8 protein-coding genes are annotated in these 13935 nt (G+C 63.4%); 4 read left to right on the top strand and 4 right to left on the bottom strand.

Features of this window, described 5'->3' with window-relative positions; translation table 11 throughout:
- Positions 1–796, bottom strand: a 796-nt coding sequence (locus EN906_RS07305) for a low specificity L-threonine aldolase (RefSeq protein ID WP_164777122.1), incomplete at its 3' end; no start/stop codon positions are given.
- A 509-nt stretch (positions 797–1305) separates the two neighbouring features.
- Between EN906_RS07305 and gltB the strand changes: the two genes are divergently transcribed.
- The gene (gltB, locus tag EN906_RS07300; RefSeq protein ID WP_127268829.1) at positions 1306–6042 is read left to right on the top strand and encodes a glutamate synthase large subunit; all 4737 of its coding nucleotides are present in this window, start codon (positions 1306–1308) and stop codon (positions 6040–6042) included.
- 141 nt (positions 6043–6183) lie between these two features.
- Positions 6184–7638, top strand: coding sequence for a glutamate synthase subunit beta (locus tag EN906_RS07295; protein WP_127272441.1), 1455 nt, complete (start codon positions 6184–6186; stop codon positions 7636–7638).
- Positions 7639–7659: 21 nt separating this feature from the next.
- Here EN906_RS07295 and EN906_RS07290 read toward each other — a convergent pair whose 3' ends face one another.
- Positions 7660–8868 (bottom strand): DUF459 domain-containing protein, encoded by a 1209-nt coding sequence (locus tag EN906_RS07290; protein ID WP_127272440.1) that lies wholly within the window; start codon positions 8866–8868, stop codon positions 7660–7662.
- A gap of 98 nt (positions 8869–8966) precedes the next feature.
- Entirely contained in the window at positions 8967–10187 is a 1221-nt protein-coding gene (locus EN906_RS07285) for a lytic murein transglycosylase (RefSeq protein ID WP_127270259.1), read from the bottom strand.
- 209 nt (positions 10188–10396) lie between these two features.
- Here EN906_RS07285 and galU point away from each other — a divergent pair, with 209 nt between their 5' ends.
- Entirely contained in the window at positions 10397–11302 is a 906-nt protein-coding gene (gene galU, locus EN906_RS07280) for a UTP--glucose-1-phosphate uridylyltransferase GalU (RefSeq protein ID WP_127270261.1), read from the top strand.
- A 71-nt stretch (positions 11303–11373) separates the two neighbouring features.
- Here galU and EN906_RS07275 read toward each other — a convergent pair whose 3' ends face one another.
- Positions 11374–13152, bottom strand: a complete 1779-nt coding sequence (locus tag EN906_RS07275; RefSeq protein WP_164749053.1) for an outer membrane beta-barrel protein — start codon at positions 13150–13152, stop codon at positions 11374–11376.
- Between the two features lie 249 nt (positions 13153–13401).
- On the opposite strand from EN906_RS07275, the gene EN906_RS07270 reads away from it, so the two are divergent.
- The coding region (locus EN906_RS07270) for an SIS domain-containing protein (protein ID WP_127375117.1) at positions 13402–13935 on the top strand (534 nt) is incomplete at its 3' end.

Raw genomic sequence — 13935 nt, 5'->3', positions numbered from 1 at the left:
CGGCCATGGCGTTGGCGTGGCGGGCGGTGTCCAGCCACAGCCCACCCTTGAAATAGGCCTCGAACTGCGCCGCGACGAAGCGCGATTTCGAAAACAGCTGGGCGGCGCGCTTGCGCAGGAAGGCCAATTCCCTGGCACGATCGAGGTCGAACAACACGATCGCTTCGGCGCACCAGCAGCCGTTCTTGGTGCCGCCGAAGGAGAGGATGTCGACGCCGCGTTTCCAGGTCATTTCGGCCGGTGTCGTGTCGAGTGCGACCAGCGCATTGGCAAAGCGGGCGCCATCCATGTGCAGGGGCACCGAATATTGTTTGGCGATCGCCGAGATCGTCTCGATCTCATCCAGGCCGTAGATGGTGCCGACCTCGGTCGACTGGGTGATCGAAACGGCCATCGGCCGTCCCCAATGGACAATTTCCGGTGCGAAACGGCCGATGGTCCTTTCCAGATTGTGCGGATCGATCTTGCCCAGCGCGCCATCGATCTCATGCAGGCGAGAGCCGCCGGAAAAATATACCGGCGCGCCGCATTCGTCCTCGATGACATGCGATTCGCGATGGGCAAAGGAAATGCCGCCCGGCTTGTTGTAAGCGGTGAGCGCCAGCGAGTTGGCGGCCGTGCCGGTGGCGACGAAGAACACCGCGACCTCGCGTTCGAAAATCTCACTGAAGCGCTGGTAGACTGCCCGGTCGAGCGCACCGTCGCCATAGGCGGTGGAAAAGCCGCCGGCATTGGCCGACAGGCCGGCGGCAATATTGGGATGGGCGCCTGCCCAATTGTCGGAAGCGAAGAACATGCATCTGCCTATGTCTTGGGAGGTCGGGGGGTTGGGGAAATCGGGTTTTGGGGAAATCAGTCTGAAGTTGACCGGTTTCGCGAGCGGACCGCAAGGGGCCAGGCGCCGGAAAAACAGTAAAGCCAGCCAACCGGCAAAGCCCAGGTCGACGACTGAAGCTTACGTTTTTCCCGGACTTGACGACATTTTCTGTCGCGGAAAGCCCAAGTTTTTTGTGAATCGGTCTTGTGTGCGTCCCAGATTTCTGCCATAAAAATTTAGGACAGTAGTGCTGTCTTATTTTGTCGCACAAAACGAGCCGGATTGGCGTATCATTGGGCCTCTCCGGCTGTTGCCGCGAGCGACAGGTGGACAGCCAGACTCTGGCCTGTACGATTACCAGATGCGTTCCATGCGGAAAGCCGCCTGGTTCGGCAAGGATTTCGCAAGACGTGCCACAAGGATCAGGGTGAGCCAAGCGCTTGCCGAGGCAAACCAGCGCCTGAATGGCTGGGAATGGAGGACAGGAGATGACGGACATGACGCACTCTGCGACGAACGGCCAGGCCGCGCAGACGAAAGCGGCAACCGTCAAAACCACCTTGCGATCCAATATTAGCCGAACCGCCAACGGCTTTTCCGCCCAGGGCCTCTACGATCCGCGCAACGAGCATGACGCCTGCGGCGTCGGCTTCATCGTCAATATGAAGGGCGTGAAGTCGCATCAGATCGTCAAGGACGGGCTGGCTGTGCTCGAAAACCTGACGCATCGCGGCGCCGTTGGCGCCGATCCGCTGGTCGGCGATGGCGCCGGCGTGCTGGTGCAGCTTCCCGACCAGTTCTTCCGTGAGGAGATGACGGCCCAGGGCATCGAGCTGCCGCCGGCGGGTCAGTACGGCGTCGGACACTGGTTCATGCCGCAGGACGCGGCCCTTCGCGCCCATATCGAGGACATCATTGTCGAATCGGCGCAATCCGAGGGGCTTCCGCTCATCGGTTTCCGTGACGTGCCCGTCGACAATTCGTCGCTTTCGAAGGCGCCTGACATCGTGGCATCCGAGCCGTTCCATCGGCAGATCTTCATCGGCCGCACGCCAGACATTACCGATGACGAGGAATACGAGGCCAGGCTCTATCTGCTGCGCAAGGTGATATCGGGCCGCATCTACGCCGAGAACGATAACAAGGACATCGGCGCCTATTGCGTGTCGCTGTCGGCGCGCACCATCGTCTACAAGGGCATGTTCCTGGCCTACCAGGTCGGCGCCTATTACAAGGACCTGATCGATCCGCGCTTCGAGACCGCGCTGATCCTCGTCCACCAGCGCTTCTCGACCAACACCTTCCCGTCTTGGAAGCTGGCGCATCCCTACCGCATGGTCGCCCACAATGGCGAGATCAACACCGTGCGCGGCAACAACAACTGGATGGCTGCGCGCCAGGCGTCGGTCGATTCCGAACTGTTCGGCAACAACATCTCGAAGCTGTGGCCGATTTCCTATGACGGCCAGTCCGACACCGCCTGCTTCGACAATGCGCTCGAGTTCCTGTTCCAGGGCGGGTACAGGCTCAGCCATGCCATGATGATGCTGATCCCGGAAGCCTGGGCGGGCAACAAGCTCATGGATGCCGATCGCAAGGCCTTCTACGAATACCATGCGGCACTGATGGAGCCGTGGGACGGGCCGGCGGCGGTGGTTTTCACCGATGGCCGCCAGATCGGCGCCACGCTCGACCGCAATGGCCTGCGCCCGGCACGCTACATCGTCACCGATGACGACCGCGTCATCATGGCCTCGGAAGCCGGCGTGCTGCCGGTGCCCGAGGAGAAGATCGTCAAGAAGTGGCGGCTGCAGCCAGGCCGGATGCTTCTGATCGACCTGGAGAAGGGGCGTATCGTCTCCGACGAGGAGCTCAAGTCGGAGATCGCGACCAAGCATCCCTACAAGACCTGGCTCGCCAACACGCAGCTCATTCTCGAAGATTTGAAGCCGGTCGAGCCGCGCGCGCTGCGCAAGGATGTCAGCCTGCTCGATCGCCAGCAGGCATTCGGCTATAGCCAGGAAGACACCAAGCTGTTGATGTCGCCGATGGCGACGACAGGCCAGGAAGCGGTGGGCTCGATGGGCACCGACACGCCGATCTCGGCGATGTCGGACAAGTCGAAGCTGCTCTACACCTACTTCAAGCAGAACTTCGCCCAGGTCACCAACCCGCCGATCGATCCGATCCGCGAGGAGCTGGTGATGAGCCTGGTGTCCTTCATCGGGCCGCGGCCCAACATCTTCGACCTGGTCGGAAATTCGCGCCGCAAGCGGCTCGAGGTGCGCCAGCCGATCCTGACCAATGGCGATCTCGAAAAGATCCGTTCCATCGGCCACACCGAGGACCGTTTCGACACCAAGACGATCGACATCACCTATGGCTCGGCCGAAGGGGCCGCGGGCATGCAGGGCGCCATCGACCGGTTGTGCGAGCGGGCGGAGGCGGCGGTCGCCGGCGGCTACAACATCATCATCCTGTCCGACCGCCAGGTCGGGCCGGACCGCATCGCCATCCCGGCGCTGCTGGCTACGGCCGCGGTCCATCATCACCTGATCCGCAAGGGGCTGCGCACCTCGGTCGGCCTCGTCGTCGAATCCGGCGAGCCGCGCGAAGTGCATCATTTCTGCTGCCTTGCCGGCTATGGCGCCGAGGCGATCAATCCGTACCTTGCCTTCGACACGCTGCTCGACATGCACAAGCGTGGCGAACTGCCGAAGGAAGTGGACGCCTACGAGGTCGTTTCGCGCTACATCAAGTCGATCGGCAAGGGCATCCTCAAGGTGATGTCCAAGATGGGCATCTCGACCTACCAGTCTTATTGTGGCGCGCAGATTTTCGACGCCATCGGCCTGAAGACCGATTTCGTGCAGCAATACTTCACCGGCACCGCGACGCTGATCGAAGGCGTCGGGCTGGACGAGATTGCGGCAGAGACGCTCAGCCGCCACAATGACGGTTTCGGCAACGACCCCGTGCTGCGCAACAGCCTCGAGGTCGGCGGCGAATACATGTTCCGCATGCGGGGCGAGGCGCATATCTGGTCGCCCGACGCGGTCGCCACCTTGCAGCACGCCGTGCGCCAGGGGTCGTGGGAAACGTTCAAGGACTATTCCGCCCAGATCGACAGCGAGACGGCCCGCGCCCAGACCATTCGTGGCCTGTTCAAGATCAAGCTGGCCGGAGAGACCGGCCGCAAGAAGGTGGCGCTCGACGACGTCATGTCAGCGGCCGACATCGTCAAGCGGTTCTCGACCGGGGCGATGTCGTTCGGGTCGATCTCGCGCGAAGCGCATACCACGCTGGCGCGCGCGATGAACCAGATCGGCGGCAAGTCGAACACCGGCGAGGGCGGCGAAGAGGCCGACCGCTATCTGCCGCTGCCTGGCGGCGGCAAGAACCCCGAACGCTCGGCGATCAAGCAGATCGCCTCGGGCCGTTTCGGCGTCACGGCCGAATACCTCGTCAATTCCGACATGATGCAGATCAAGGTGGCGCAGGGTGCCAAGCCCGGCGAGGGCGGCCAGCTGCCCGGCCACAAGGTCGACGCGACCATCGCCAAGGTCCGGCATTCGACGCCGGGCGTCGGCCTGATCTCGCCGCCGCCGCATCACGACATCTATTCGATCGAGGATCTGGCACAGCTGATCTACGACCTGAAGAACGTCAATCCGGCGGCCGACGTGTCGGTCAAGCTGGTGTCGGAAGTCGGCGTCGGCACGGTTGCGGCGGGCGTCGCCAAGGCACGCGCCGACCACATCACCATTTCGGGCTATGATGGCGGCACTGGCGCCTCGCCGCTGACCTCGCTCAAGCATGCCGGCAGCCCATGGGAAATGGGCCTTGCCGAGACGCACCAGACGCTGGTGCTGAACGGCTTGCGGTCGCGCGTCGCGCTGCAGGTCGACGGCGGCTTGCGCACGGGGCGCGACGTTATCATCGGTGCGCTGCTTGGCGCCGACGAGTTCGGCTTCTCGACCGCGCCGCTGATCGCGGCCGGCTGCATCATGATGCGCAAGTGCCATCTCAACACCTGCCCGGTCGGCGTCGCGACGCAGGATCCGGTGCTGCGCAAGCGCTTCAAGGGCACGCCCGAGCATGTCATCAACTTCTTCTTCTACGTGGCGGAAGAGGTGAGGGAGCTGCTCGCCGAGATGGGTTACACCCATATCGACCAGATCATCGGCGACAGTGATCTTCTGGAGAAGCGCGACCTGATCGTGCACTGGAAGGCGCGCGGGCTCGATTTCTCGAAGATGTTCTTCAAGCCGGATGCGCCGCATGAGGCGGTGCACTGGACCGAGCGCCAGAAGCACCCGATCGACGACGTGCTCGACCGCAAGCTGATCGAGCTGGCAAAGCCTGCGCTCGAAAGCAAGCTGCCGGTCAAGATCGAGGTCGATATCCGCAATGTCGACCGCTCGACGGGCGCCATGCTGTCGGGTGAAGTGGCCAAGCGCTTCAAGCACAAGGGCCTGCGCGAGGACACCATCCAGGTGAAGCTGACCGGCACTGCCGGCCAGTCCTTCGGCGCCTTCCTGGCGCGCGGCATCTCGTTCGAGCTTGTCGGCGCCGGCAATGACTATGTCGGCAAGGGCCTGTCGGGCGGCCGCATCGTCATCCGGCCGCCGGAAGAGGCCAAGATCGTCGCCGCCGAGTCCATCATCGTCGGCAATACGGTGCTCTATGGCGCCACCGAGGGCGAGGCCTACTTTGCCGGCGTCGCCGGCGAGCGTTTCGCCGTGCGCAATTCGGGCGTCGCCGCCGTCGTCGAAGGCGTCGGCGACCATGGCTGCGAGTACATGACGGGCGGCATCGTCGTCGTCATCGGCAAGACCGGCCGCAATTTCGCCGCCGGCATGTCGGGCGGCGTCGCCTATGTGCTCGACGAGGCGGGCGATTTCGCCGAGCGCTGCAACATGGCGATGGTCGAGCTGGAGCCGGTTCCGGAAGAAGACGATCTGATGGAAAGGCTGCTGCACCATGGCGGCGACCTCGATCACAAGGGTCGCGTCGACGTCTCCGGCGACATGACCAGCCATGACGAGGAGCGGCTTTACCAGCTGATTTCCAACCATGTGCATTACACCGGGTCGGTGCGCGGCCGCGAGATTCTCGACGACTGGACGATTTTCCGGCCGAAGTTCCGCAAGATCATGCCGGTCGAATACCGCCGCGCCCTGATCGAGATGGAACGCATGCGCATGGGCGTCGCGGCGGAATAGGCTTTGCAATTGCCGGGGAGCCCAGGCTTCCCGGCCCATCTTCATCGACAGTTTGACCTCCGGCGCAAGGTTGCCATGGCTGCCTCAAGGGGTTAACGGGTGCGGCGAAAACCGCACCATCTGGACAGCAGGAACTGGACTATGGGCAAGGTAACAGGCTTTCTCGAAATCGACCGGCAGGTGCACAAGTACCAGCCGGCCTCCGATCGCATCCGGCATTTCCGTGAATTCACGCTGCCGATGTCCGACAAGGAGGTCGAGAAACAGGCCGCGCGCTGCATGGATTGCGGCATTCCGTTCTGCCATGGGCCGACCGGTTGCCCGATCCACAACCAGATTCCGGACTGGAATGACCTCGTCTACAATGGCGACTGGGACAACGCGATCCGCAACCTGCATTCGACCAACAATTTCCCGGAGTTCACCGGCCGCATCTGCCCCGCGCCCTGCGAGGAAGCCTGCACGCTGAACCTCGAGGACATTCCCGTCGCCATCAAGACGGTCGAGCAGGCGATCGCCGACAAGGCCTATGAAACCGGCCATATCAGGCCCTATCCGCCGGAGAAGAAGACCGGCAAGCGCGTCGCCGTCATCGGCTCCGGCCCTGCCGGCATGGCGGCTGCCCAGCAGCTTGGCCGCGCCGGCCACGATGTCCATGTCTACGAGCGCGAAAGCCGGCCCGGCGGGCTGATGCGCTACGGCATTCCCGACTTCAAGATCGAGAAGCACTATATCGACCGGCGCATCGAGCAGATGCAGGGTGAGGGCGTGACCTTCCATTGCGGCGTCAATGTCGGCGTCGACAAGCCGGTTGCCGAGCTGCTCGCCGAACATGATGCCGTGCTCTATTGCGGCGGCTCGGAAACGCCGCGCGCGGCCGGCATTCCCGGCGACGATCTCGGCGGCGTGCATGACGCGATGCCCTATCTGGTGCAGCAGAACCGGCGTGTCGGCGGCGAACCGATTCAGTCGGTGGCATGGCCGTCGCATCCGATCATCGCCGGCGGCCAGCATGTCGTCGTCGTCGGCGGCGGCGATACCGCCTCCGACTGTGTCGGCACTGCTTTTCGCCAGGGTGCGGTGCGCGTCACCCAGCTCGACATCCGTCCGCAGCCGCCGGAGAAGGAAGACAAGCTTTCGGTCTGGCCCTATTGGGCGACCAAGATGCGCACCTCGTCCTCGCAGGCCGAAGGCGCGGAGCGCGAATTCCAGGTGGCGACACTCGAATTCATCGGCGAGGAAGGCCAGCTGACCGGCGTCAAGTGCTGCGAGGTCGACGACAAGCGCAAGCCGATCGCCGGCACCGAATTCGTCATTCGTGCCGATCTCGCCTTCATCGCCATCGGCTTTGCCGGGCCGGCCGCGGCCGGGGTGGCGAAGGAATTGGACGGTGAGATGAAGATCGCCACCGACAGCCGCCGCTCCAGGAATGTCGAGGCCAATGACCGCGACTACAAGACCAGCGTGGACAGGCTCTATGCGGCCGGCGACGTGCGTCGTGGCCAGTCGCTGGTCGTCTGGGCGATCCGCGAGGGCCGCCAGGCGGCACGCTCGATCGACGAGGCGTTGATGGGGTCGAGCGTTCTCCCGCGCTGAACCCAGGAGCGTGCAGCGATACTAACGATTGATCGCGGTCGTGGTATCGGTCGCGGCCTTTGGCGGCCATGAGAAATCGTCGGCGCGGCCGGGCGATGCAATCGGTGCCTTGCCCTCGACCACAAGCTTTTCACCGGGCAGGTCCGGATTGGCCTTCGCCGGCGGTGCCGCGCCCAGCAATTCGGAGCCACCGTCGAGTGCCGGATCGCTGAGCAGCATCGGCGCGGTGCGGTCGATAACGATGGGGGCCGCGGCCGGCGCCGGCGCCTCGACAGGTGCGCCCGCCGGAGCGGACGGTGTAATCACGCTTCCAGGCGCGGTCAGGCCGAGGATCTTCAGCAGCGGTTTTTCGGTGTAGAAGGCGAGTTTGCGCTTGCCTGCCTTCGAGACGTTGATGCCGTCATCGGCGCGCAGCCGCACCGGCTGGCCGTTGATGTCGGGGCCGCTGGTGACGAAAGCACCGTTCTCATCGACGAAGCCGTCCCAGACGTCGACGAATTCACCGCCATGGCTTTCAGCGGCCTGATGATAGATGTCGTTGAAGGCCAGCATATCGGAGGTCATCTTCGACACCCGGAAAGCCGGCATGCCGACCCAGAGGAAGGGTACCTTTGCCTCCGCGATAGCTTTGCCGAACGCGTCGGTCCGGCGCTCATATTCCTTGGTCCAGGTTTCAGAGCGGGGCTGCTCGCGCACGTCACCCACCTTCATCTGCTGGCGGTCGTTGGAACCCAGCATGACGACCACGGCGGCAGGTTTTTCGGTCTCGATCAGCGATTTGATCTGTTCGGGCCAGTTGTAGAAATCATCGCGTACGAAGCCGGACGAGCCATTGCTGCGAACGACGATCCTGACGCCGGCATTCTCGGCAAAGGCGGTGTCGAGGCCTTCGGCGAGGCCAGCCGCCATGAAGTCTCCGACCACCAGCACGGTGCGAGCGTCCGGTGCCTTGTCAACCACCGGGATTTCCGGCTCCGCCGGCGGGCGCGGGGCGCGGGGTTTTTTCGCCTTGGGCCTGGGCCTCGGCTTCTGGATGTCCTGCGGCGGCTCGATGCGCTCGCTGCGGCGCGGGAACAGAAGGTCTCGCAGCGACCAGCCGCGGTTTTGCTGCTCCTGCGCCATGGCCGGCGCATGGAAGGCGCCAGCCACACCGACGGTGAGCACGATCACGGCCAGGATGAGCACCGGCATGCGACGAACAAGCCCTGCGATGCGCGCAGCCGAAGCCACTCGTTTCCTCCATCCCTTGGCGCAGCAAATGCCGCGCCAACCAGATTGCTACAGTGTCCTTTGCGCGCCCGAAAGGCCGCGCGGCACCGCAGGCGGCTCTATTTCTGCCGGAGCCACTTCAGCACTTCCATGCTCGGGTAACCGTCCTGGGTCAAGCCGGCCTTGGCCTGGAAGGCCAAGATGGCTGATTTCGAGCCGTCGCCGATCTTGCCGTCGAACTTGCCGTCATAAAGGCCATGTTGGGAAAGCCGCTGCTGCAGCTCCTGCCTTTCCTCGAAAGTGAGCTTGGTGAAAGGCCGCTTCCAGTCTTGCACGAGACCGCTGGAGCCGGCGATTTCGTCGGCAAGAAGGCCGACGGCCAGCGCATATTTGTCGGCGTTATTGTAGGCTTTGATGACCGTGAAATTCTTGATCATCAGGAAGGCCGGCCCGTTGCGGCCGTCCGGCACCTTCAGCGTCGCCTTGTCGGAGCCGTTCTTGAACGGCTTGCCGTTGGCCCTGACCACGCCGAGCGCCTGCCATTGCGACAGTGTTTTCGAGCCGCCGGGAAGCTTTCCAGCGGGCAAAGCAACCTCATAGCCCCAGGTCTTGCCGGCCTGCCAGCCATTCTTCTTCAACAAATTGGCTGATGTCGCCAGCGCATCGGGGATCGAATTCCAGATGTCGCGTTTGCCATTGCCGTCCATGTCGACGGCATAGTGCAGATAGCTGGTCGGGATGAACTGGGTATGGCCCATGGCGCCGGCCCAGGATCCGCTCAGATGGCTTTCGTCGATATCGCCGGTCTGCAGGATCTTCAGCGCGGCGATCAGCTGGGTGCGAGCGAATTTCGCCCGCTTCGGATCGGCATAGGCCAAGGTCGCCAGCGAGCGCACGACATTGCGCATGACGTCGTCGCGCTTGAGGATCTCGCCATAGTTCGATTCCATCGACCAGATGGCCAGCAGGATGTAACGGTTGACACCGAACCTGGCCTCGATCCGGTCCAGCCACGGCTTCCATTTCCTGGCCATCTGCTGGCCGACGGCGACCGACTGGTCATGGACGCGATTGTCGAAATAGTCCCAGGCGGGGGCCGTGAATTCAGGCTGCGTACGCGCCTTCTCCAGCACCACCGGATCGATATCCCTGATGTTCCTGAAGGCCTGGTCGTAGAGGGCGCCGGAAACGCCGCTCTGCACGGCGGTGGCGCGGAAGCCGGCGACCCACTGCCGGAAACCGGCATCGGCGAAAGCGGGGCCAGGCATCAGCAGAGCGAGCGATAGGCTGGCTGCCGCCATGACGCTGGTAAAAATTTTTGCGGCATTGCGAACGGACATCTTTTCCTCCTTCTCTGTCTCAGGAAAGACCATTCATCGCCGAACCAGGTTAGGAATTAGTTTACCATAGGCGCCACCGGGAACGAAAAGACGCTTCGAAGCTTTACCGGTGGACATTCCTCTCAGTTGCCCAGTAGTCCCGAATTCCGGCGTGAAAATGTCTTGGAACGGGGATTGCGGAGCTGGCCCTCAAACGGATAATTGAAAGCATGAAGAGAGTTCGCAAGGCAGTCTTCCCGGTCGCCGGTCTCGGCACACGGTTTCTCCCGGCCACCAAGGCTGTCCCCAAGGAAATGCTGACCGTCGTCGACCGGCCGGTGATCCAGTATGTGGTGGATGAGGCACGCGAGGCCGGCATCGAGCATTTCATCTTCGTCACCGGCCGCAACAAGGCCGTCATCGAGGACCATTTCGACATCCAGTTCGAACTCTATGACACGCTGGCCCAGCGCGGCAAGGACGACCAGCTCGCCCGCCTGCAACGGCTGCAGCCGGCGCCGGGGCAGACCAGTTTCACACGCCAGCAGGTGCCGATGGGACTTGGCCATGCCGTCTGGTGCGCCCGTGAGCTCGTCGGCGACGAGCCCTTCGCGCTGTTGCTGCCCGACATGATCATGCAGTCGGAGAAGAGCTGCACGAAGGCAATGGTCGAGCTCTACGAGGAGACCGGCAACAACATCATCGCGGTGCAGGAATGCGCTCCCGCCGAAACCCACAAATACGGCATCGTCGGCCGCGGCGAGGACACGCATCACGGTTTCCGCATCACCGAGATGGTGGAAAAGCCGAAGGCCGGCACCGCGCCGTCCAATCTTTACATCAACGGCCGCTACATCCTGCAGCCGGAGATCTTCAAGATCCTTGAAGGCCAGGAAAAAGGCGCCGGCAACGAGATCCAGCTCACCGACGCCATGCTGAAGCTGGAAAAGCAGCAGCCTTTCTACGGCTACCACTATCGAGGCCGCACGTTCGACTGCGGATCGCCGGAAGGCTTCGTCGAGGCCAATGTCGCCTTCGCGCTGTGGCGCAGCGACATGAACGAGAACATGGCCGGTGTGATCCGCACGCTTCTCGATGAGATGAAGCCATCCGAGCGCCGCGGCGCCGCATCTTAAGTCGATGTCGATGTTCAGCCGGTCCGCGGAAGGGCCGGTCTGATCTCAACGCACGTTTGGCACGCAAGTCCTCAGCGCTGCACTTTCACGCCGAGGAAGATGCTGTTGGCGGTGTAGTCCCGGCCCGGCAGATTGCTGGTCAGCTTCTCGGTCCTCACCCTTGTGGTGAGGCCGGCGTAGCGGTTCAGCCACCAGGTCAGTCCGGCCTCGGCGCTCAACACCCTGTCATGGCCATCGATGCCGATGTAATCACGCCAGTCGAGGCCCAGAGCCGCATTGGCGGTGAGGTTGGCGCGGATCTGGCGTTCGCCGGTCAGGCGACCGGAATAGAGGATGTCGCCGCTTTCGCCCGATGTGGTCGTGGGCTCGACGGTGGTCCGCCCGGTCAGGCCGATCGTGGTGCCGCGCTCCGGTGACCATTTGAGGTCGGCGTTGACGGTGGCACCCGAGATCGCATCAAGGTTTTTGTCGTCGATCGCTTCCCTGAGCCAGCCGGCCGAGAATTCGCCCGACAGCTTCTCGCCCATGTCGAGTGCAAGGCCAGCGCGGGCGCCGAGCCGCGTCGACGAGCGCTCGAACCCTTCATTGTCGATGCGTTGATCATAGGTCCGGCGGCCGACCTCGATTTCAGTGAACGGGGTCAGGGCAGGGGAGATCTCGTAGCCGGTGCGCAACGTCGCCGTGTAGAGTGTGGAGTCCTGATCCTTCTGCGACAGCGAGGTGCCGTCCGAGAGCTTGGCGTCGCCGTAAAAATCGTGCGAGACCGCGCCGGTTAGCGTGTACTGCATCTTGCCGAGATGCTTTTCGACGGCGAGGCTGCCATCGATGGTCTGCCGCAGCGGCTGCTTGCTGACGCCGGCAATGGCGTCCGGTGATGATGCCGATTCCGGCACGGCCTCGTAGCCGAGCTTGGCGATGGCTCGCAACTCATTGTCGAGGTCGACATTGAGCTGGCCTTCGATGCGCCCTTGCGCGTCGTGAACCGGGTAACCCGACACGGTCTCGCGAAAAAGGCCATAGCCGTCGATCGTGGCTGAGTTCTCGCGCCAGTCGGAGGCGGCGGAAAAGCGCAGCGCTGTCTCGGACAGCAGCGCCGACGTGCCGGCACTGCTCGAATCGCCGTTCGAGGTGGCGGTCAGGCCCTGTTCGATCGTCGGCCGGATGACGAAGGAGCCCCATTTGACGCCGGTGGCGGCAAACGGATCATCCTCCAGCTTCTTTTTCTGGCCTTCGATGGCGTCAGTGCGCTCCGCGCCTGGGTCGAGCTTCTGCCTGTCGGCACTGTCGATGGTGAGGGCGCGGCGGTTGGCCGTGTCCGCATCGGTGTCTTCACCATCGGTGGCGTCCGTCGTGGAGGCGGTGATGTCGGAGGTGCCGGCCGTCGATTTCTTCTTCTTTTTCGACTTGTCGGCAGCCTTGTCCTTGGCCTGGCCAGCAGCATTCTGCCCGGCAGTCGATGAGCGGCGGCGAGGCTTGGGCGGCGCCGCGATGTCGGCGGACGTGTCGTCAGTGGCTGCCGGCTGGTCGAAGAGGCTGCCGGTCGCGATGGCATCGCCGGTATCCGTATCGTCAGGCACAGCACCGGCGCTGGCCGGCAGATAGGTGCGGGCCGGCGCATTGTCCTGCGCGGCATTGGCCGGCTGTTGACCCTGCGCTGCCAGGGCCAGCTGTCTCGCCTTGCGCTGCTGGTCGGACAGGATCGCCGATTCCGAAACCTCGCCGCGCAGTTCGGTTTCCTGGGCATGGAGCGCAGTCGGGCGCAGCAAGGCAAACATGCTGGTTGCCAGCAGCAAGGCGCAGACCGCCTTGCCCTTTCGTCCTGTCGAATTTTCTGGCTGGGCCCCGGACATCGCCACCACTGCTTGCGCGGCGCACGCGCGCCATACTTACCGAACCGTAAATGGGGATGGTTAACGGAGGGTTGAGGCGGCGGCCCGTCAACCAGCTGAAGCGCTGATTTCCAAAGGGATCCATACCGCGTGCGTCAAGCTTTTGGTTTTGGCGCCTGCCGTCGTCAAAACCACCGCGCACGTTCGGGCAACATGCCTTGGGCCATTTCTGTTGGACAGCGCGCCGGCAAAGCGCTAATCGCATCAGCCATGCATGCGGGATCCCTGGATAAGAAGCCTTCGGACAGGCAAGCCTCGATCGCTTCGGCGCTGAGGACGGTGGCGACAGAACAGGCTGGGGTTGCAGCCCTTGCCGAGGCCTTGGAGAACGGATTGGCCGCGCCTTTCGCGCAGGCGGTCGAGATGATCTCCGGGATTGAAGGCCGGCTCATCGTCACCGGTGTCGGCAAAAGCGGCCATATCGGTTCGAAGATCGCGGCGACGCTGGCCTCGACCGGCACGCCGGCTTTCTTTGTCCATCCCGCAGAAGCCAACCACGGCGATCTCGGGATGATCGCCAGAGACGACGCCATCATCGCCATGTCGTGGTCGGGCGAAAGCAAGGAACTGATGGGCATCGTCGCCTATTCCAGGCGCTTTTCCATTCCGCTGATCGCCATCACCGCCGGAGAGACATCGGCGCTGGCGCGGGCTGCCGACGTGGTGCTGCTTTTGCCGCGCGCGCCTGAAGCCTGCCCGCACGGCCTGGCGCCAACGACATCAACGCTGCTGCAACTGGTGATG

The sequence above is a fragment of the Mesorhizobium sp. M7A.F.Ca.CA.004.06.1.1 genome (genome assembly GCF_003999135.1).
Taxonomy (GTDB): domain Bacteria; phylum Pseudomonadota; class Alphaproteobacteria; order Rhizobiales; family Rhizobiaceae; genus Mesorhizobium.
Note: the sequence above shows the minus strand (reverse complement) of the source record. Positions and strands in the feature narration are given on the sequence as shown.

Excerpts from the sequence above, each read along its gene's own strand:
- gltB (WP_127268829.1), top strand. The coding sequence starts at position 1,306 with ATGACGGACATGACGCACTCTGCGACGAACGGCCAGGCCGCGCAGACG.
- EN906_RS07295 (WP_127272441.1), top strand. The coding sequence starts at position 6,184 with ATGGGCAAGGTAACAGGCTTTCTCGAAATCGACCGGCAGGTGCACAAG.
- EN906_RS07285 (WP_127270259.1), bottom strand. The coding sequence starts at position 10,187 with ATGTCCGTTCGCAATGCCGCAAAAATTTTTACCAGCGTCATGGCGGCA.
- galU (WP_127270261.1), top strand. The coding sequence starts at position 10,397 with ATGAAGAGAGTTCGCAAGGCAGTCTTCCCGGTCGCCGGTCTCGGCACA.
- EN906_RS07275 (WP_164749053.1), bottom strand. The coding sequence starts at position 13,152 with ATGTCCGGGGCCCAGCCAGAAAATTCGACAGGACGAAAGGGCAAGGCG.